The 19,469-nt window shown below is 47.6% G+C and carries 20 protein-coding genes; 10 read left to right on the top strand and 10 right to left on the bottom strand.

The features are described from left to right. Window positions 1-127: 127 nt before the first annotated feature. From mnmG to rpmH, 6 genes are all read right to left on the bottom strand, one after another. Complete coding sequence (gene mnmG / locus FC96_RS05810) at window positions 128-2,041, bottom strand: tRNA uridine-5-carboxymethylaminomethyl(34) synthesis enzyme MnmG (protein WP_056942337.1); 1,914 nt, start codon at window positions 2,039-2,041, stop codon at window positions 128-130. Between the two features lie 17 nt (window positions 2,042-2,058). Then, window positions 2,059-3,450, bottom strand: a complete 1,392-nt coding sequence (mnmE, locus tag FC96_RS05805) for a tRNA uridine-5-carboxymethylaminomethyl(34) synthesis GTPase MnmE (protein WP_056942336.1) — start codon at window positions 3,448-3,450, stop codon at window positions 2,059-2,061. 178 nt (window positions 3,451-3,628) lie between these two features. Beyond that, a complete protein-coding gene (jag, locus tag FC96_RS05800; protein WP_056942335.1) occupies window positions 3,629-4,375 on the bottom strand; it encodes an RNA-binding cell elongation regulator Jag/EloR in 747 nt (248 codons plus the stop codon). Between the two features lie 170 nt (window positions 4,376-4,545). Beyond that, window positions 4,546-5,376 (bottom strand): membrane protein insertase YidC, encoded by an 831-nt coding sequence (yidC, locus tag FC96_RS05795; protein WP_235804726.1) that lies wholly within the window; start codon window positions 5,374-5,376, stop codon window positions 4,546-4,548. Next, window positions 5,373-5,735 carry a ribonuclease P protein component gene (rnpA, locus tag FC96_RS05790; RefSeq protein ID WP_055679622.1) on the bottom strand — a complete coding sequence of 121 codons (363 nt, stop codon included), beginning with the start codon at window positions 5,733-5,735 and terminating at the stop codon, window positions 5,373-5,375. Before rnpA ends, yidC begins: the two co-directional genes overlap by 4 nt. 59 nt (window positions 5,736-5,794) lie before the next feature. Beyond that, window positions 5,795-5,929: a 50S ribosomal protein L34 gene (rpmH, locus tag FC96_RS12715; RefSeq protein WP_002829327.1), complete on the bottom strand. Its 135-nt coding sequence runs from the start codon at window positions 5,927-5,929 to the stop codon at window positions 5,795-5,797. Between the two features lie 458 nt (window positions 5,930-6,387). Here rpmH and dnaA point away from each other — a divergent pair, with 458 nt between their 5' ends. The 9 genes from dnaA (at window position 6,388) to rpsR (ending at window position 16,703) form a co-directional block, all read left to right on the top strand. Then, window positions 6,388-7,719, top strand: a complete 1,332-nt coding sequence (gene dnaA, locus FC96_RS05785) for a chromosomal replication initiator protein DnaA (protein ID WP_055679621.1) — start codon at window positions 6,388-6,390, stop codon at window positions 7,717-7,719. Between the two features lie 248 nt (window positions 7,720-7,967). Next, window positions 7,968-9,107 carry a DNA polymerase III subunit beta gene (gene dnaN / locus FC96_RS05780; protein ID WP_055679620.1) on the top strand — a complete coding sequence of 380 codons (1,140 nt, stop codon included), beginning with the start codon at window positions 7,968-7,970 and terminating at the stop codon, window positions 9,105-9,107. 224 nt (window positions 9,108-9,331) lie between these two features. Beyond that, window positions 9,332-9,559, top strand: a complete 228-nt coding sequence (yaaA, locus tag FC96_RS05775) for a S4 domain-containing protein YaaA (protein WP_056942334.1) — start codon at window positions 9,332-9,334, stop codon at window positions 9,557-9,559. Window positions 9,560-9,561: 2 nt separating this feature from the next. Beyond that, window positions 9,562-10,686 carry a DNA replication/repair protein RecF gene (recF, locus tag FC96_RS05770; RefSeq protein WP_056942333.1) on the top strand — a complete coding sequence of 375 codons (1,125 nt, stop codon included), beginning with the start codon at window positions 9,562-9,564 and terminating at the stop codon, window positions 10,684-10,686. A gap of 26 nt (window positions 10,687-10,712) precedes the next feature. Beyond that, complete coding sequence (gene gyrB / locus FC96_RS05765; RefSeq protein ID WP_056942332.1) at window positions 10,713-12,653, top strand: DNA topoisomerase (ATP-hydrolyzing) subunit B; 1,941 nt, start codon at window positions 10,713-10,715, stop codon at window positions 12,651-12,653. Between the two features lie 264 nt (window positions 12,654-12,917). Beyond that, window positions 12,918-15,380, top strand: coding sequence for a DNA gyrase subunit A (gyrA, locus tag FC96_RS05760; RefSeq protein ID WP_420835107.1), 2,463 nt, complete (start codon window positions 12,918-12,920; stop codon window positions 15,378-15,380). Between the two features lie 202 nt (window positions 15,381-15,582). Then, window positions 15,583-15,870, top strand: a complete 288-nt coding sequence (gene rpsF / locus FC96_RS05755; protein WP_055679616.1) for a 30S ribosomal protein S6 — start codon at window positions 15,583-15,585, stop codon at window positions 15,868-15,870. A gap of 32 nt (window positions 15,871-15,902) precedes the next feature. Next, window positions 15,903-16,442: a single-stranded DNA-binding protein gene (ssb, locus tag FC96_RS05750; protein WP_055679615.1), complete on the top strand. Its 540-nt coding sequence runs from the start codon at window positions 15,903-15,905 to the stop codon at window positions 16,440-16,442. A 24-nt stretch (window positions 16,443-16,466) separates the two neighbouring features. Continuing rightward, complete coding sequence (gene rpsR / locus FC96_RS05745; protein ID WP_055679614.1) at window positions 16,467-16,703, top strand: 30S ribosomal protein S18; 237 nt, start codon at window positions 16,467-16,469, stop codon at window positions 16,701-16,703. 57 nt (window positions 16,704-16,760) lie between these two features. Here rpsR and FC96_RS05740 read toward each other — a convergent pair whose 3' ends face one another. The 4 genes from FC96_RS05740 to rpmG form a co-directional block, all read right to left on the bottom strand. Continuing rightward, window positions 16,761-17,450, bottom strand: coding sequence for a type 1 glutamine amidotransferase domain-containing protein (locus FC96_RS05740; RefSeq protein WP_056942331.1), 690 nt, complete (start codon window positions 17,448-17,450; stop codon window positions 16,761-16,763). Further along, on the bottom strand, window positions 17,447-17,788 hold the full coding sequence (locus tag FC96_RS05735) for an ArsR/SmtB family transcription factor (RefSeq protein ID WP_055679613.1): 342 nt from the start codon (window positions 17,786-17,788) through the stop codon (window positions 17,447-17,449). Before FC96_RS05735 ends, FC96_RS05740 begins: the two co-directional genes overlap by 4 nt. A 494-nt stretch (window positions 17,789-18,282) precedes the next feature. Then, the gene (locus FC96_RS12995; RefSeq protein ID WP_162253148.1) at window positions 18,283-18,405 is read right to left on the bottom strand and encodes a putative metal homeostasis protein; all 123 of its coding nucleotides are present in this window, start codon (window positions 18,403-18,405) and stop codon (window positions 18,283-18,285) included. Between the two features lie 12 nt (window positions 18,406-18,417). Next, entirely contained in the window at window positions 18,418-18,570 is a 153-nt protein-coding gene (gene rpmG, locus FC96_RS05730) for a 50S ribosomal protein L33 (protein ID WP_056942330.1), read from the bottom strand. Window positions 18,571-18,732: 162 nt separating this feature from the next. Between rpmG and FC96_RS05725 the strand changes: the two genes are divergently transcribed. Continuing rightward, window positions 18,733-19,407, top strand: a complete 675-nt coding sequence (locus tag FC96_RS05725; RefSeq protein WP_056942329.1) for a peptidoglycan recognition protein family protein — start codon at window positions 18,733-18,735, stop codon at window positions 19,405-19,407. Window positions 19,408-19,469: the final 62 nt, after the last annotated feature.

Below are 19,469 nucleotides of genomic sequence, written 5' to 3'. Positions count from 1 at the left end.
GCCCTCCTTGTTAATGGCGGGTCCCTCATCCTTGCTTTAATTCAACTAAAAAGTGATGTCAACCTAAAAAAGCTAAGTTGACGCCACTAGCTACTTAAATCATCCGATTAAGACCAAGTTCCACAATTTACGACTGCACCTTCGCAATCTTCCCCTGTTCAATATACACACTCAAAATCGCAATATCGGCTGGATTAACCCCGCTAATTCGGGTTGCTTGAGCAATTGTTTCTGGGCGAATCTTATTCAGTTTTTGGTGGGCTTCCGTTGCTAACCCATCAATAGCATCATAGTCGATCTGATCTGGAATTTTCTTAGCTTCCATCTTCTTCATCTTAGCGACGTTTTCTTCAGCCTTCTTAATGTAACCCGCATACTTAATCCGAATCTCAACTTCTTCAACAATTCGGTGGTCAAGGAGCTGATCCGGAACTGGAATAAACTGCAAGAGATCCTGATAACTGACCCGTGGCCGGCGCAGAAAATCAGCGGCTAATACCCCATCCTTCAACGGCTTTTCGTTATGACTCATCACGTAGGCGTTAACGGCATCCGATGGCTTAACCCGCACTGTGTTAAGGCGGTTAATCTCATCTTCAACTGCCTGCCGTTTAGCCAAAAAGGCCTCATAACGGTCCTGAGAGATCAGTCCAAGGTCGTAGCCCTTTTGTGTCAAGCGCATATCAGCATTATCGTGCCGCAAAATCAATCGGTATTCTGCCCGGCTAGTCAATAACCGGTAAGGCTCGTTAGTCCCCTTGGTCACCAAGTCGTCAATCATGACCCCGATATAGCCTTCATTTCGCTTCATCACAAATTCGCCTTGACCAAGCGCCCGCAATCCCGCGTTGATCCCGGCGATAATGCCTTGACCAGCTGCCTCTTCATAACCTGACGTCCCGTTTGTCTGCCCGGCCGTGAACAGGTTTTTCACAATCTTGGTCTCCAATGTCGGGCGGAGCTGGTAAGGGGACACGACATCGTATTCAATGGCGTATCCTGGCCGCATCATTTCAGCGTGTTCTAGCCCTTTAATGGAGTGTAGAATTTGTTGTTGGATTTCTTCTGGCATGGATGTTGAGAGTCCCTGAACGTACCATTCATCGGTCTGACGACCCTCTGGCTCCAAGAACAACTGGTGACGACTCTTATCAGCGAAACGCACGATTTTATCTTCAATCGATGGACAGTACCGTGGTCCAACCCCTTCGATCACACCCGAAAACATCGGCGCTCGGTCGAGGTTCTCACGGATGATTTCGTGGGTTTTTTCATTCGTATACGTCAACCAACATGACAGCTGGTTCTTCAATGACAGGTAGTTTTCGTCTGGCGTTTCATAACTAAAATGGTTAACCTCAGCATCGCCAGGTTGTTCTTCGGTTTCACTATAAGTAATCGTGTTCCCATCAACTCTAGGCGGTGTCCCGGTCTTAAAGCGTTTGAGTTCAAACCCAAACTTTTCGAGATTCTTGGTCAGTGCCATCGCTGGCTGGGAATTGTTTGGACCACTAGAGTACATCAGTTCCCCGATAATAATCTTGCCGCGCGCAGCCGTTCCCGCACAAATGACAACGGCTTTAGCCTTGTAGTGAGCGCCTGTATTGGTGATGACCCCTTTACATTCACCGTTTTCGACGATGAGGTCATCCACGATTCCCTGACGCAACGTTAAGTTAGGTTCTTGTTCCAACGTGTGCTTCATCTCAGCATGGTAGGCATGCTTGTCAGCTTGTGCCCGTAAGGCCCGAACAGCCGGCCCCTTCCCCGTGTTAAGCATCCGCATTTGAACATAGGTCTTATCAATATTACGCCCCATTTCGCCACCTAAGGCGTCAATTTCGCGCACAACGATTCCCTTTGCCGGTCCCCCGACAGATGGGTTACACGGCATGAAGGCCACCATATCTAAGTTAATGGTCATCAACAGCGTCTTATTACCCATCCGAGCCGCTGCTAGTGCGGCCTCGGAGCCGGCGTGCCCAGCACCCACGACAATAACGTCGTAGTCTTGGCCTTGATAGGATTGTACTTCAGGCATCTTAATGTTCCTCCTCGTTATTTTCCAACACAGAACTGACTAAATAGTTGATCAAGTAATTCATCTTGGTAGCTATCGCCCGTGATTTCCCCTAATAAATCCCAGCAACGCGTCATATCAACCTGAACAAGGTCTACCGGCATCCCGGCAGCAATGCCGTTTAAGACGTCGTCTAAGGCGCTATCTGCTTGGTTTAATAGCCCGATATGGCGGGCATTAGTCACCATGACGTTTCCTTGACCACTTTCGATTCCCTCTTCAAAAAAGAGGTGACTAATCTCGTGTTCTAAGGCGTCAAGCCCAAGGTTTTCAGTCATCGACGTCTCAATCACTGTCGTTTCCCCTGCTAAGTCAGCCAACGCCACCATATCGAGTTTCCGTGGTAAGTCTGTTTTATTTAAAATAATAATGCGCTTTTCAGTCGCTGTATCCGTCAATAATTCACGGTCTTGAGCCGTTAATGGTTCACTAGCGTTAAGGACTAGGACAACCAGATCAGCGGCTTCAATCGCCTGTTTTGAGCGTTGCACGCCGATTTTTTCAACCGTGTCGTCCGTCTCACGAATTCCGGCCGTGTCCACCAGTTTCAACGGCACCCCACCGACGTTAACGTATTCTTCAATGACGTCTCGCGTCGTTCCAGCAACGTCGGTCACGATCGCTTTATCCTCGTGCAGAAGCTCGTTAAGCAGACTGGATTTGCCAACGTTAGGCCGGCCTACGATAGCCGTTGCTAGCCCGTCGCGTAGCACTTTCCCCTGCTTAGCCGACTTAAGAAGTTGCGCGATGGCTGCCTGAACTTCCTGGGCTTTTTCCAGCAACATCTTCGTCGTCATGGTCTCAACATCGTCGTATTCAGGATAGTCAATATTGACCTCAACCTGTGCGAGGACCTCCAAAATATCTTGCCGGAGGTTCTTAATTAACCGTGATAAATTACCGTCAAGTTGGTTAAGGGCAACCTTCATGGAGCGGTCCGTTTTTGCCCGAATCAAGTCCATGACCGCTTCCGCTTGAGATAGATCGATTCGGCCGCTTAAGAAGGCCCGTTTCGTAAATTCACCGGGTTCGGCTAAGCGAGCACCCTGACTCAGGATTAACTGTAAGATTTCATTAGTCGCCATCAGACCCCCATGACAGTTAATCTCAACAACGTCTTCTCGCGTGTAGGTACGCGGCGCCCGCATGACCGTCGCCATCACTTCATCAACTTCGCCGTTGGTCTTAGGGTCCACGATGTGGCCGTAGTGAATCGTATGACTCGCCACTTGTTGAAGGTCATGTCCCCTAAATAACGGTTTAATTGTCTCAAACACCTGATCGCCACTAATTCGAATGATGGAAATGCCCCCCTCACCCGGCGGTGTCGCAACGGCGGCAATCGTATCAAATTCACTTGTCGTACTCATCGTTTCCCTCCTAAAATCAAAAATGCTCAAAAATTCACGCACAAAAAAAGTGCCCACTCCATGCCCCTAACAGCATGGATAAAGCACTTTGACTACTTTATCTATTAAGATAAGAATGATTAGCTATAATACTAAAATGGATCGGCCAGTTTGTCAATCAAAACCCGGGATAATTTCACTACCGAGGTGTGATCACGACCGCCCGTTTTGGTTCCGTACCGGCTGAATAGGTCATCACATAATCATTTTCAGCCAAGACGTTGTGAATTTGCTTCCGTTCAAACGACGGCATCGGATCTAGGTAAACCGGTTTTCCGGTGGCCACAACCTCGCGAGCCATGTTTTCAGCCAGGCGAGTCAGCGTTTCCAATCGGCGCTCGCGGTAACTCGCAACGTCTAACATGACTGACAGCTTAGAGAACCGCGCGTGATTCAAATACACTTGACCGAGCGCCTGCAACGAATTAATCGTCCGACCGTGTTTGCCAATTAACAGCCCCTCTTGTTCGGTGTCAAAGTTAATCTGAACCTCGCGGTGGTGGACCGCTACTTTGGCCGTCGCATCAATCCCCAGTTGCTGAGTGATCGTCAGCAAATAGTCGCTCAACCGGTGCGCAACTTCGCTGTAGTCAACCCGAGGCGCTTCCGGTTCTGCGTCCGTCGCTGCGGGGGGTGCCACTACTGGCGCGGCTGTTTCAGCGCTGGTGTGGCTTGGCTGGTCTTGCGGTTGAATGCTCGGGGCGTCCGGGTGAAGCTCTTCTTCGATGGGCGTCACATCAACTTCTGCGATGCGCGCACCAAATCCCAAGAAACCGCGTCTAGGGGTGGTCTTCACAGTCGTGGTCACCTGTGAATTGTTCAAGTTCAGTTCGTGAAGGCCTTTGCTGATGGCTTCTTCAACAGTGGCGCCGGTGAATACGGTCATGGGTAATCTTCCCTTCATCAAAATCAATGCATTTAGTATATCACGGGAAAAGGGCCTGAAATATTACAAATACGCAGTTTACACCGGTTAGCCTAAAAAATGATCAAAAAAAAGCTCACCAGCTAATGAAGTTGGTGAGCTGTTACGGCCGCTATTGGCTGCCGAAATTGTTACTTTCGCTTACTTTGCTTTGCCCGGCGAACCGCTTTTTGAACTTTTCGCTTCCGCTCGCGCTCGGCTTGGGCCTTCTCTTCCCGTTCGCGTCGAATCTTCCATGGGTTTTGAATCACCAACGTTTGCCCCACTTGGAACGCGTTAGTCGCCACCCAGTAAAGTGACAAGGCACTCGGGAGACTCAGGGCCGTTACGAAAATGATAATCGGTGTCGTGACCGTCATCATCGTCGTCATGGTGTTGGACTCTGCTTGACCTCGCATCATCAGCCATGAACTTAAGAAGGTAAAAATGGCTGCTAGAATTGGTAAGATAATGTAGGGATCGCGCGCCCCGAGTTGTAACCATAGGAAGTGACCAGAGCGCAAGACATCCGTCCGCCAGATCGCCTGATACAGGGCCCACAAAATTGGCAGTTGAACAACTAATGGCAAACAGCCGGCAACCGGGTTAACGCCCGCTTCGCTGTAAAGCTTTTGTTGCTCCTCGCGCAACTTGGCCATCGTTTCTTGATCTTTTGATGAATACTTCTTTTGTAGTGCTTTTAACTGCGGTTGAATCTCTTGGGTCCGCCGCATGCTTCGAGTTTGAAAGATCATCAACGGTAAAATGATGATCCGCACGATGATGGTGAAAACAATGATCCCCATCCCGTACCCACCAAAAGCGTGAGCAAGCCAGATAATCGCCCGAGAGAAGTTTAATAGGATAACACCGTCCCAAAAACCGGTACTGTGCTCGGTAATCGGCTGGTTCCCACAGGCAGTCAAGATAACCGCTAAGGCCACAATGCTTAACATTGTCGCGTAACGTTTAAATTTTTTCACTTTTCTTCCTCGCTATAATCGCTATCCAGTAATTTGGCCAACTTTAACGCGTGAATCAAATGTCGCTTGGTTGCTGCCATTGAAAGCTCGCTTACCATCGGTCTGGCAATCACCAGGATATCGACATCCTGCTTTAAAAATGGCTTCAACTCAAATAGTGATTGGCGAATTCGGCGTTTAACCCAATTTCGATGAACCGCATTACCAATCTTTTTACCAACTGAAATGCCGACCCGGAAGTGTTTTTGGTTTGGTCGTTCCAACTGATAGATGACAAATTGCCGGTTGGCCACCGACTGACGCGCTTCAAAAACTTCTTGAAACTCCGCTTCCTTTTTGACACGGTAAGATTTTCGCATAGTGCATCTCCAGGTTTGAACAAATCGTAAAAAGAAAAGACCACTGACGGTCAGTGGTCTTATGCAGACAATACTTTTCTACCTTTTTGACGTCTACGTGCTAAAACCTTGCGGCCGTTGCTAGTGCTCATGCGTTTACGGAAACCGTGAACGCGTTGACGGTGACGTTTCTTTGGTTGGTATGTGCGCTTCATATGAATTAACACCTCCTACGTGGGGATTTACATCTCAAAATGCATTTCTAGAACATACTATCATAATCTGCGCCAAGTTCAAAGTACCATTTTAAATTTTCTCGGAAAACAAAATTTGTTTCATGAGGATAACCTGTGGATAACTTGTGGATTTAAAATCGAAATCCACCGCCTATCAACTGAGTTATCCCCTAAATCACACGCTGTTGTTTCACAGATTAAATTGATTGTGGATATTGTGGAAAACTTCTCTAAACGCTTTGTTGATAACTTTAGTTGTCCACAGCTTTCTGTTGATAACAATGTTTCACAACAATCCACTGCAAGTTATACACACCCCCTGTGAATAACTTTCCCACTCCCTGTGAAACAATTATCCACAGGCTAAAAAGGCTGTGGAAAACTTTTATTGACCATGCTAAACTTAATCTATCATTTCTTGAGGGGGAAAAATAATCGTGCTTGATTTAGACTCTTTATGGGGCACTATCAAGGCCGATTTCGAAAAAGAAGTTGCGCCAACTGCCTTTAACACCTGGATCTCAACGGCAGACCCAGTTAAGTTAACCAACAACCGGTTAACCATCAAGTTGCCCTCTGAGTTACACCGCGATTACTGGCAACGTAATCTTACTGAGCCACTGCTTGAATTTACATATGCAGCAACCCATGAAGATATCGAACCCGTATTCGTAGTAGCTGGTGACGAACCGGACGTGGCCGTGCCGTCACACGATGACAAACCCGTCACGCACCATGTTCGCCAAGACGCGAAGCTCAATCCTAAGTACACCTTTGACACCTTCGTCATTGGTAAGGGTAACCAAATGGCGCACGCCGCCGCACTTGTGGTCTCTGAAGAACCCGGCGTCATGTACAACCCGCTGTTCTTCTATGGGGGTGTCGGCCTGGGCAAGACCCACTTGATGCACGCCATTGGCAACAAGATGTTGGTTGATGACGCCGACACTAAGATTAAATACGTGACGAGTGAGGCCTTCACTAACGACTTCATCACCGCGATTCAATCTAAGACCCAAGAGCAGTTTCGGGAGGAATACCGAAACGTTGATCTATTACTTGTTGACGACATTCAGTTCTTCGCTGATAAGGAGGGAACTCAAGAGGAGTTCTTCCATACCTTTAACGCGTTATATGATGACGGGAAACAAATCGTCCTGACCAGCGACCGGTTACCAAATGAGATTCCTAAGCTGCAAGATCGCTTGGTTTCACGCTTTGCTTGGGGATTATCCGTGGATATTACCCCACCTGATTTGGAAACGCGAATTGCCATTTTGCGGAATAAAGCCAACGCAGATCACATTGATATTCCAGACGAAACGCTGGGATACATCGCGAGTCATATCGATTCTAACGTGCGCGAACTCGAAGGTGCCCTTTCACGAGTTCACGCCTATTCGAAGCTGGTCCACGCGCCGATTACAACGGAGCTGGTCGCCAATTCATTAAAGAGTCTCAAGCTTGATCAACATTCCAGCGAGCTCACCATTGGCGTCATTCAGGAAAAAGTGGCGAAGTTCTACCACGTGTCACAGGCTGATCTTAAGGGTAAAAAACGCATGAAGGCCATCGTCATGCCCCGTCAAATCGCCATGTATCTCGCCCGCGAACTCACCGATAGCTCCCTTCCTAAAATTGGTAACGAGTTTGGCGGTAAGGATCACACGACCGTGATTCACGCCTGCGATAAAATTGCAGACGCGTTAAAAGTCAACGCTGAACTTCGCAGTGAGATTGAAACACTGAAAACAGAACTCACTCGATAAGAAAAAAGTAGTGGGCTGAATTGCAAAATTCTGGCCTGCTACTTTTTTTAACCACCCAAGTAAGCTATTATGGTTAGGAAGGTGGATGTGGATAAAAACGACCTTTTCCAAGAGTTATGCACAGGTTATCCACATGTGCATAACTCTTATGACAACAAGGCCCATTTAACTTATCCACAGTATCCACCGCCCTACTACGACTACTGTTCTTTATTTATATTATGGATTATAAGGAGTGTCAGACAGACATGAAATTCACTATTAACCGTACAGCGTTCATTAAGGAACTTAACAACGTGTCTCGCGCAATTTCTTCAAAAACCACGATTCCCATTTTGACGGGTCTCAAGTTAGTGGCTTCTGAAGTTGGGTTAACGTTAACGGGTTCCGATGCCGATATTTCGATCGAAACCATTCTCCATGCTGACAACCCAGACAACCAATTAGCTGTAGAAAGTATGGGCGCTATTGTATTACCTGCCCGGTTCTTCAGTGATATTGTTAAGCGCTTGCCAGAAGACAACTTAACGTTAGCTGTCACCGAAGGCTTCCAAACGGAGATTACTTCAGGTAACGCTTCGTTTACCATCAATGGATTGGATGCCAATAACTACCCCCACTTACCTGAAATCGACGGGACCGATTCGATTACCTTAGCCGGAAACGTCTTTAAAGAATTGATTAACCAAACCGTTATTGCGGTATCGACGCAGGAAAGTCGACCAATCTTGACAGGGGTTCACTTTACCCTAAGCGGTAATGAATTGATGGCCGTTGCCACGGATAGTCACCGGTTAAGCCAACGCCGCATTACCCTCCCAGAATCAGCTTCGACTGATCATGACGTGATCATTCCGGGTAAGAGTTTAGTTGAACTATCACGGATGATTGGCGACGACAACCCCGACGTTGAGATGCGCTTGTCTGAAAACCAAGTGCTCTTTACCATCGGTGACCGCTTATTTTATTCTCGGTTACTTGAAGGGAACTACCCGGATACTTCTCGCCTTATTCCAACCGAATCAACGACGACTGTGGAATTCGATGCCCATGCGCTGCTATCTTCAATTGAGCGGGCTTCGTTGCTGTCTCATGAGTCCCGGAATAACGTGGTGAAATTAACCTTAGACCCAGCTGGCAAGACGGCCACTATTTTTGGGAACTCGCCAGACGTTGGGAACGTTGAAGAAGAACTCGCGGCTAGCGGCTTTGAAGGGGAATCACTTGAGATTTCATTTAACCCCGATTACATGAAGGATGCCCTTCGTTCGTTTGGTCAGACGGTGATCCGAATTGCGTTTACCTCTGCGTTACGGCCGTTTACGCTGGTACCAACCGAAGATCAGACCAACTTTATTCAACTGATTACGCCAGTTCGGACATTTTAAGACTAACTTTGCGAGACCTCACGACCATTTTTTGAAAATGGTCGTTTTTTTGTGCTTTTTTGGTGAAAATTGCTATTTTTATCCCCTGTGCGATTTTACGTTTAATCTGACTGAACACCCTAGAAGTGTTAAAAATGGCTCAAATCGCCTGTATTCTATTTCAAACTATACTTTTACCTCTAAAAAGCGTATAATTATAAGAGAAAATAAAGGTGGGTGGAAGCGTGAAAAAAGAAGTTTTCATCGATTCGCCGTACATGACTTTGGGCCAACTTCTCAAGGAAGAAACCATTGTCAGTTCAGGCGGTCAGGCGAAATGGTACCTCAAAGAACACGCGGTCGACGTGAATAGCGAGCCAGATGACCGGCGTGGGCGCAAATTGTATCCAGGAGATACGGTCGACGTCAAAGACGTAGGGCTATTTTTTATACGCTCAAATCAGGCTGATTAGCCATGAAATTAACGGAGTTATCGTTACGCCACTTTCGGAATTATGAAGCGCTAGATGTGTCATTTGGTCCGGGCGTTAACGTCTTATTGGGCGAAAACGCGCAGGGAAAAACGAATCTGTTAGAAGCCATCTACGTTTTAGCGCTTGCTAGGTCGCACCGAACGAGTAACGACCGGGAATTAATTAACTGGCAAGCTGACAATGCTCAGGTGTTGGGGCGGGTCGAAAAAGCCGCGGGCACAACGCCCTTGGAACTGGACTTGTCTAAGCACGGAAAACGGGCCAAAGTCAATCATTTGGAACAGGGCAAGCTGTCAAATTACGTGGGTCAACTTAACGTGATTTTGTTTGCGCCTGAGGACTTAGCCCTAGTTAAGGGGTCACCTCAGGGGCGACGGCGATTTATGGACATGGAATTTGGTCAGATGAGTCATAAGTACTTGTACAATTTGACTCAATACCGGGCCATCTTACGGCAGCGAAACAAGTACCTAAAGGAATTAGGAACAAAAAAACAGTCAGACATGGTCTTATTAGACGTTTTGTCAGATCAACTAGCTGCGTATGGTGCGGAGATCGTCGTTTCCCGGCTGACGCTGTTAAACCAGCTTGAGCAGTGGGCACGAGGCATCCATGAGGAAATTTCTCAACACCGTGAAACGTTGCGCTTTAAGTACGCTACGAGCTTACCGGAAGCCACTTTAACGGATGTTGATACCGTCTATCAGGCGCTAATGAACCAGTACTCTGAACGCCGTGAAAAGGAGCTTTACCAACGCACAACGTTGGTGGGGCCGCACCGGGATGATTTAAAGTTCATCGTCAACGATAAGGATGTCAGTGCCTTTGGATCGCAGGGCCAGCAGCGGACAACAGCGTTAAGCGTTAAATTGGCCGAAATTGACCTCATGCAGGATCAGACCGGTGAGTATCCGGTTTTGTTACTCGATGACGTGCTTTCCGAATTGGACGATATGCGCCAAACACACCTGTTAACAGCTATTCAAGATAAGGTGCAGACGTTTTTGACCACCACGAGTCTTAGTGGCGTTGCCCAAAAGCTGATTCACCAACCAAAGATATTGACCATTAGCGACGGGCACATTGCTGTCGATGATGAGGTGTAAGGGAATTAGAGTGAGGAGGAAATCACTTGACGGATAAAGAAACCAAAAAAGAACGGGCAGCTGAATATGACGCCAGTCAAATTCAGGTGTTGGAAGGGCTCGAAGCAGTTAGAAAACGGCCTGGAATGTACATTGGCTCGACGAGCGCCCAAGGTCTGCACCACTTGGTCTGGGAAATCATTGACAACGGGATCGATGAAGCCTTAGCTGGGTTTGCTGATACGATTCATGTGACCGTTGAAAAGGATAACAGTATTACAGTCATGGATAACGGGCGGGGGATTCCCGTTGATATCCAACAAAAGACCGGTAAACCAGCCCTTGAAACGGTGTTTACCATCTTGCATGCCGGTGGTAAGTTTGGCGGCGGCGGATACAAGGTTTCCGGTGGCTTGCACGGTGTTGGGGCGTCGGTTGTTAATGCTCTGTCCACTGAATTAGACGTCAAGGTTGTCCGTGATGGTAAGCGTTACTACATGGACTTTGATCACGGCCACGTTAAAGACACCATGAAAATCATCGATGAAGGGTTACCAGATGAGATTCACGGGACCACGGTTCACTTCAAGCCGGATCCAGATATTTTTACTGAAACCACCACTTATGATATTAAGACGTTGACGACGCGGATTCGCGAACTGGCCTTCTTAAACAAGGGGTTGCGGATTACCATTCGCGATAACCGCCCAGAAGAGCCAACGGAAGAGAGTTTCCACTACGAAGGCGGTATCAAACACTACGTTGAATACCTGAATGAGGGCAAGGACGTTTTGTTCCCAGACCCAATTTACGTGGAGGGTGAAGAAAAGGGCATCACCGTTGAAGTGGCCATGCAGTATACCGATGATTTCCACTCCAACCTACTGACCTTTACCAACAACATCCACACGTACGAAGGTGGGACTCACGAGGAAGGGTTTAAGCGGGCCTTGACGCGGATCATTAACGATTATGCGCGGAAGAATGGCATGCTGAAGGATAGCGATCCGAACCTGACCGGTGAAGACGTGCGTGAAGGTCTAACGGCCGTCGTTTCAGTCAAGCATCCGGACCCGCAATTCGAAGGTCAAACGAAGACGAAGTTAGGGAACTCGGATGCTCGGACGGCCACCGATCACCTATTTAGCGAACATTTCTTAAAGTTCATGATGGAAAATCCTGACGTGGCCCGTAAAGTGGTCGACAAGGGAATGCTGGCTTCACGAGCTCGAGTTGCTGCCAAGCGTGCGCGGGAAGTGACCCGTAAAAAGAGTGGCCTGGAAATTAATAGTTTGCCGGGGAAACTGGCGGATAACACGAGTAAGGATCCAGCTATCTCAGAATTGTTTATTGTCGAAGGGGATTCCGCCGGCGGCTCTGCAAAACAGGGTCGGTCGCGGTTGACCCAAGCCATCCTGCCAATTCGGGGAAAGATTTTAAACGTCGAAAAGGCCAGCATGGATAAAATTTTAGCCAACGAAGAAATCCGGACAATTTTTACGGCCATGGGAACTGGCTTTGGCGATGAATTTGATGTTAGCAAGGCCAACTACCACAAGTTAGTGATCATGACTGATGCCGATGTCGATGGGGCCCATATTCGAACGCTGTTGCTGACGTTAATTTACCGGTACATGCGGCCGTTACTAGAGGCCGGTTACGTCTACATTGCCCAGCCACCACTGTACCAAGTGCGCCAAGGGAAATACATGCGTTATATCGATACGGATGAAGAACTCAACGAAGTCGTTTCGCAACTTTCCCCAGCACCGAAGCCTAAGATTCAACGTTACAAGGGACTTGGTGAAATGGATGCGGAACAACTCTGGGAAACCACGATGGACCCAGAACGGCGCCGGTTATTGCGCGTTGATCCAAGTGACGCGGCCGAGTCATCAAAGGTCTTCACCACTTTGATGGGTGATAAGGTTGAACCACGACGGGACTTCATCGAAGAAAACGCGCAGTACGCGGATTTGGATATCTAGGTAAGCGTGTGTCGCAAGGCGGTTCCACGGTAGTCATCGGCCTTGCATAGCACGATTCAAAAAGAGTGTGAGACGAGACGGGTTGCGCCCGGAGTGGCAGGGAGAAGACCAGAAAATCTGAGTTAGGATTTTGTGGGCTTTTCCCTGCCACAGTAGGGGGCAGTCTCGCCGATCACGTTTCAGTAATGTGGCAACTGGGAGGTTAATAATTTGGCAAATGAAGACTTGCCGAGTCGCATCACCGATGTCGATTTGGCGAAAACAATGCGGTCATCGTTTCTTGATTATGCGATGAGCGTTATCGTGGCGCGGGCCTTGCCAGACGTTCGTGATGGGCTGAAGCCCGTTCACCGGCGGATCTTGTATGGGATGAATGAGTTGGGTGTGACGCCTGATAAGCCGTACAAGAAGTCGGCCCGGATCGTCGGGGACGTTATGGGTAAGTTCCACCCCCATGGGGATTCAGCCATCTATGAATCAATGGTGCGGATGGCTCAGGACTTTAGTTACCGCTACATGCTTGTCGACGGCCATGGGAACTTCGGCTCGGTCGATGGTGATGGCGCGGCCGCAATGCGGTATACCGAGGCTCGGTTAAGTAAAATTGCGCTTGAGATGTTGCGTGATATTAATAAAAATACAATTGATTATCAAGACAACTACGATGGCACCGAAAAAGAACCCGTCGTTTTGCCAGCTCGCTTCCCTAATTTGCTCGTTAATGGGGCTTCGGGGATTGCCGTTGGGATGGCGACGAACATTCCACCACACAATTTGGCGGAAGTGATTTCAGCCATTCACATTTTGATGGATAACCCGGAGGCCACGACGGCAGACTTGATGGAAGCCTTACCAGGTCCGGATTTCCCAACGGGTGGGGTCGTCTTAGGTAAGTCTGGGATTCGGAAGGCCTATGACACGGGGAAGGGTACCATTACCCTTCGCGCAAAGGTCGATATCGAAGAGGATAAAAATGGCAAGCAACGCATTGTTGCTACCGAAATTCCATACATGGTCAATAAGGCCAAGTTGATTGAGCGCATTGCTGAATTAGCTCGTGACAAGCGGATCGAAGGCATTACGGATGTCAATGACGAGTCTGACCGCGAAGGGATGCGGATTGTGGTCGATGTTCGGCGAGATGCGAGTGCCGAAGTTATTTTGAACAACCTGTACAAGATGACGTTGATGCAGACGTCGTTTGGGTTCAACATGTTAGCTATCGTCAACGGTGCACCCAAGATCTTGAGTCTGAAAGAAATCTTGGAGTACTACCTGGCGCACCAACTCGAAGTTATCCGGCGACGGACCGAGTTTGACCTGGCGAAAGCCAAGGCGCGAGCCCACATTCTTGAAGGTTTGCAGATTGCGCTTGATCACATTGATGAAATTATCAGCATTATTCGGAGTTCCCAAACGGCTGAGATTGCGAAACAACAACTCATGGATAACTACCCGTTGTCCGATAAGCAAGCCCAAGCAATCTTGGATATGCGACTCGTTCGGTTGACCGGACTAGAACGTGATAAGGTTGAAAAAGAGTACGCTGAACTTCAAAAAGCCATTCAAGAATACCAAGAAATTTTAGCAAGTAAGGATAAGATGAACGGTATCATCTACCAAGAATTGCTGGATATTCAAGAGAAGTTTGGCGACGATCGCCGGACTGAGTTGATGGTCGGGGAAGTGTTAAGTCTGGAAGACGAAGACTTGATCGAAGAAGAAGACGTGATTGTGTCGTTGACGCATAACGGCTACATTAAGCGACTCCCAACGACTGAGTTTAAGGCCCAAAATCGTGGTGGCCGTGGTATTCAAGGGATGGGAATCCATGACGATGACTTCATCGAACACTTGATTTCAACGTCAACCCACGACGTGATGCTGTTCTTTACCAACACGGGTAAGGTCTATCGGATGAAGGGCTACGAGATTCCGGAATATGGTCGTTCAGCTAAGGGAATCCCAGTGATCAATTTGCTAAATATCAATTCGGACGAGCACGTTGAATCCGTTATTAATGTGTCAGATTCAGATAGCGAGCAGAATCGTTACCTGTTCTTTACCACCCTTCATGGGACGGTAAAGCGGACGCCTGTCGAGGAATTTAGTAATATCCGTAGTAACGGGCTTAAAGCCATCAGCCTTAAAGAGGGCGATGAAGTGATGAACGTGTCGATCGTCGATGATACACAAAACATGATCATCGGGACGCACCGCGGGTATGCGGCTAGTTTCCAAACAACTGACGTCCGGTCAATGGGCCGTTCAGCTACCGGGGTCCGCGGTATTCGGTTGCGTGACGACGACTACGTGGTTGGCGCAGCAGTTCTAGCACCAAACAGCAACGTGTTTGTCATTTCCGAGAAGGGTTATGGGAAGCAAACGCCGGCAAGCGAGTACGCCATTAAAGGACGTGGTGGTAAGGGAATCAAGACCATCAACGTGACTGAGAAAAACGGGCCACTGGCTGGTTTGACGACCGTGACCGGAGAAGAAGACATCATGCTGATTACCGATAAAGGTGTGATGATTCGGTTCGGGGTTGAAAACGTCTCCGAAACGGGTCGGGCAACCCTTGGGGTTCACCTGATTCGACTGGATGATGAATCGACCGTTGCCACGATGGCAGTTGTCGAAAAGGAAGCACCAGAAGCTGATGCTGAAGCAACGCCAGATACGAACACTGCAACGGATGACGGTGACGAGCCAGAATCAGAAGAATAAAATCTAAAAAGATGACGATATCCGTCATCTTTTTTCGTAGGTAAATTTCGGACCAACAAATCTTGTCAGGAAGTCCATTGCACTTTATGAAAATCTTTGTTAAAATGTTTATCTGTGAGTAATCCGTTATTTTGGGAAGACTCTCCTTGCTCGTCTAATTCAAATGGGGCGGGCCTGAAGTCCATAAGGAGGTGCAAATTTCATGAAGTATGAAATTACCTACATCATCCGTCCAGACCTTGACGATGCTGCTAAAACAGCATTGGTTGAACGTTTCGACAAGATCTTGACTGACAATGGTGCAGAATTAATTGATTCAAAAGACTGGAAGAAGCTTCGTTTCGCTTACGAAATCGGTGGCTACACTGAAGGTGTTTACCACATCGTTAACGTTAATGCTAACGACGATGCAGCGTTGAACGAATTCGACCGTCTTTCAAAGATCAATGACGATATCTTACGTCACATGATCGTAAAGCGCGAAGACTAATTTTTTAGAACAGTACGAGAGGAGCGGTTCGTATGATCAACCGAACAGTGCTTACTGGACGCCTGACAAGAGACGTTGATTTGCGTTACACCCCAAGCGGGGCGGCAGTTGGAAACTTTACCTTGGCTGTTGATCGGCAATTTACCAATCAAAACAACGAGCGTGAAGCGGACTTTATTAACTGCGTGATTTGGCGTCGATCCGCCGAAAACTTTGCTAACTTCACCCATAAGGGGGCGTTAGTCGGGCTTGAAGGCCGGATCCAAACCAGAAATTACGAAAATCAACAGGGCCAACGCGTCTACGTCACTGAGGTGGTTGTTGATAACTTCGCTTTACTGGAGCCCAAGTCGGCAAACAGTAATAGCGGTAGTGGTAGTAGTAACAATAACTACAACAACAATGCACCCGCTGGTGGCAACGGCAGTGCTCCTCAGAATAATAATCCGTTTGGCGATCCAAACGCCAATGGTGCGGCTAACAATAATCAAAATTCGAACGATAATCAAGCGGATCCGTTCGCTAATAACGGCGATTCAATTGATATCTCAGATGATGATTTACCGTTCTAAGCGGACTGAATTGGAGGGAATATCATGGCTCAACAACGTAGAGGCGGTCGTCGTCGCCGTAAGGTCGACTTCATCGCAGCAAACCACATCGAATACATCGATTACAAAGATACTAACTTATTGGAACGTTTCGTTTCAGAACGGGGCAAGATTTTGCCACGTCGGGTGACTGGTACTAGTGCCAAGAACCAACGTAAGTTAACAATCGCAATTAAGCGTTCACGGATCATGGGCTTAATGCCTTTCGTTTCCGCAGACTAAGCTTATTAAAAACGACTACTCGGCTTTCACCGGGTAGTCGTTTTTTTGTACCTAAAATTAGTTGGCGTGCGTCTTTAATGCCGTTATTAGTTGCCGGGCCACTTCGTGTGGTGACCAAGGGTTTTGGCCCGTAATGAATTGGCCGTCAGTCACCGCATAAGGTTTGAAGGCGCGCTTTTTTAAGAATTGGGCGCCATGTTGGCGAGCAACCTTTTCGTTAAGGAAGGGAACCATCCGTGTTTTACCACTTAAAACTTCTTCGCTAGTTGTAAACCCGGTTATTTTTTGACCACTAATCAGGTAGTGGCCGGCCTCGTCCTTTAAATTGAGCAATCCGGCAATCCCGTGGCAAACTGAGGTGAGATAGCCGCCATTTTGATAAATCTGACGGCTAATGTTTTGGAGGGCAGTGTCATTTGGAAAGTCAAACATCACACCGTGCCCGCCAGTATAGTAAATGGCAACGTAATCAGCAGGATTAATGTCGGCGGGACTCAGGGAATGGCTGAGCGCCCGGTCTTGGAAATCGTTGGACCGATAGCGGGCCAACGCTGTGTTGTCTGCGTATTTCATACTTCGGGGATCTAGCGGAACGTAACCCCCCTTAGGGCTGACGTAGTCGACTTGATAGCCTGCAGCTTCAACATCTTCGACGAATTCGGTGGCTTCACCTAACCATAAACCAGTGGCTTCGTCTTTTTTGGTAAATTGCGTGGTATTCGTTAAAACCACTAAAATTTTATTCATTGTGCTGCCTCCTTAAGGTCAAGGGTGGTTAAAACAGTTTGACAGAGTTGCACGAGGCCCTCTAAAGGGGTTCGCATGGCCAATTGATAATAGTTTCGGGTGCCTTCACTGCGCACGATGAGAACGCCGGCATCTTTTAAAACTTTTAGGTGGTGGGACACAGCCGGTCGTGAGAGATGGGTAATCTTGAGAAAGTCGCCAACCCGTAACCCTTCACTGGATTCTTGATGTAATAAGGCAATGATGATTTGCTGGCGCTTTTCATCTCCCAGCGCAATTAGAAAGTCCTTGCTGGCGGTAAATTCGGTCCATAGTTGTGTCCAGTCCGTTGGCGTCAAAGGCGCATCACTTCACTTTCGTTCGTTGGTTTAAATCATTAAACCATTAAGACTGCGACAAGTCAACCGAAACGAGTTTTGGGCGAATTAAATGAACCGGGTATCAGCGACTTGGCTGGACGTTAAATACAGCTGATTTAAGTGCGAGTTAGTTAGTTGTGGCTGCTTTATTTGACCCGAGCGTTAAGCGGTTAAAATCAACGGTATTTCTCGAATAATGGACTAATAGGTTTGGATCAGCCAGTTTCCAATTAATTGAATGGTCATTATCAAAAATCGACCAGTAGGAGATGATCGATTTGGTGGCCATGAGTTGCCGCTAATCTTTTTTTAGGTAGTCTTGGGCCCAGAGACCGTAGATGAAACCGACCCCGTAAGCCAGGATGACGGTGATTAGAGTGGCAAACCAGCAGTGCTTGCATCCCCAGTGCTACGCAAATAAGCCCCCCTCAACGCTTTGATTGAGGGGGGCTTATGGAGATGTGGCTTAGAGGCTAGTTCTTACCAGCACTGGCCTTTTTTTGCTGGGCTTTGATGACCCGCTTGGCGCGGGAACGCGTCCGAAGATTAGGACTCTTTAAACGGCGGTAAGCACTGGCTAAATCAGTTTTTTCCATAGATGGCGCCTCCTATTTTTTGACTTCTTTAAATTCGGTCCGACGGCCTAATTTCGGCGAGTATTTTTTTAAAACTAGCCGGTCGGGCGTGTTGCGAACGTTTTTGCTTGTGAGGTACAACCGTTCGCCGGTTTCTTCGCTAGCTAAGATGACGTGTTGACGCATGGTCATCGCTCCTTTTGTTTAATAGTAATAGTTACGTTTTAATATTATGCCAATTGATTTAGGAAATGTCAATGAAAAAGAATTGTTATTTAACTGTAACTTGAAAAGGGTAACGGTTACCACTAAACTTAGCAACGGTTATTGAAATTAGGAGGATAAGTCATGAAGTTAAATCGATTTGTGGTGATGGGTGCCGTTTTTATCGGGGTCTTGGGCTTTTGTCATGGTACGGCTGACGCTAGTACCAGTATGGTTAATCAGTATATCGCGATGCATCATATTGAACCGGTAGCAGTTAGTAAGCGGATTTGGCACGGCTTTCCGAAGTATCGTTACCGACATGGTTTCAAAAAACCAGAGGGGGTCGTTGTGCACGAAACGGGAAATCCAAATTCCAACATATTTAGTGAAATCGCGTACATGAAGCGTAACTATTCAAATGGGTTTGTTCACGCCTTTATTGACGGCACTCACATTATTAACATTGCCAACACAAACTACCTCGCGTGGGGGGCGGGCTATCCGGCTAATGCGCGGTTCTTGCAGTTTGAACAGGTTGAAGTCCATTCGAAGAAGCAATTTGCTAAACAGGCTGCTAATGCGGCTTACTTCACGGCCAAGTTACTGAAACAGTATCACTTGAAGCCCAATGACGCCGCCTATGATGGGAAGGGCACCGTTTGGTCACATCACGCGGTTTCTCAGTTTTTAGGTGGGACCGACCATACTGATCCAGACGGCTATTATAAGACAGCCGGTCGCCGGTATTTTGGTCAGGCTTATTCAATGGCGCAACTTTACCAGTTAATCAAACAGGATTATGGAAAATTAAATTAATTTGGCAAATAGTAAAAATTACTATTTACAATCACGAGACTTTTTTGTACTCTATAAAGAGT

Origin of the sequence: Secundilactobacillus kimchicus JCM 15530 (genome assembly GCF_001433995.1) — a bacterium.
Lineage (GTDB): Bacteria > Bacillota > Bacilli > Lactobacillales > Lactobacillaceae > Secundilactobacillus > Secundilactobacillus kimchicus.
Note: the sequence above shows the minus strand (reverse complement) of the source record. Positions and strands in the feature narration are given on the sequence as shown.

What these genes read in the sequence shown, in the direction of transcription:
- dnaN (WP_055679620.1), top strand. Translation starts at nt 7,968, where the DNA reads ATGAAATTCACTATTAACCGTACAGCGTTCATTAAGGAACTTAACAAC.
- rpmH (WP_002829327.1), bottom strand. Translation starts at nt 5,929, where the DNA reads ATGAAGCGCACATACCAACCAAAGAAACGTCACCGTCAACGCGTTCAC.
- ssb (WP_055679615.1), top strand. Translation starts at nt 15,903, where the DNA reads ATGATCAACCGAACAGTGCTTACTGGACGCCTGACAAGAGACGTTGAT.
- FC96_RS05725 (WP_056942329.1), top strand. Translation starts at nt 18,733, where the DNA reads ATGAAGTTAAATCGATTTGTGGTGATGGGTGCCGTTTTTATCGGGGTC.
- rnpA (WP_055679622.1), bottom strand. Translation starts at nt 5,735, where the DNA reads ATGCGAAAATCTTACCGTGTCAAAAAGGAAGCGGAGTTTCAAGAAGTT.
- mnmE (WP_056942336.1), bottom strand. Translation starts at nt 3,450, where the DNA reads ATGAGTACGACAAGTGAATTTGATACGATTGCCGCCGTTGCGACACCG.
- FC96_RS05740 (WP_056942331.1), bottom strand. Translation starts at nt 17,450, where the DNA reads ATGAATAAAATTTTAGTGGTTTTAACGAATACCACGCAATTTACCAAA.
- jag (WP_056942335.1), bottom strand. Translation starts at nt 4,375, where the DNA reads ATGACCGTATTCACCGGCGCCACTGTTGAAGAAGCCATCAGCAAAGGC.
- mnmG (WP_056942337.1), bottom strand. Translation starts at nt 2,041, where the DNA reads ATGCCTGAAGTACAATCCTATCAAGGCCAAGACTACGACGTTATTGTC.
- rpmG (WP_056942330.1), bottom strand. Translation starts at nt 18,570, where the DNA reads ATGCGTCAACACGTCATCTTAGCTAGCGAAGAAACCGGCGAACGGTTG.
- gyrA (WP_420835107.1), top strand. Translation starts at nt 12,918, where the DNA reads ATGCGGTCATCGTTTCTTGATTATGCGATGAGCGTTATCGTGGCGCGG.
- rpsF (WP_055679616.1), top strand. Translation starts at nt 15,583, where the DNA reads ATGAAGTATGAAATTACCTACATCATCCGTCCAGACCTTGACGATGCT.
- FC96_RS12995 (WP_162253148.1), bottom strand. Translation starts at nt 18,405, where the DNA reads ATGGAAAAAACTGATTTAGCCAGTGCTTACCGCCGTTTAAAGAGTCCT.
- rpsR (WP_055679614.1), top strand. Translation starts at nt 16,467, where the DNA reads ATGGCTCAACAACGTAGAGGCGGTCGTCGTCGCCGTAAGGTCGACTTC.
- recF (WP_056942333.1), top strand. Translation starts at nt 9,562, where the DNA reads ATGAAATTAACGGAGTTATCGTTACGCCACTTTCGGAATTATGAAGCG.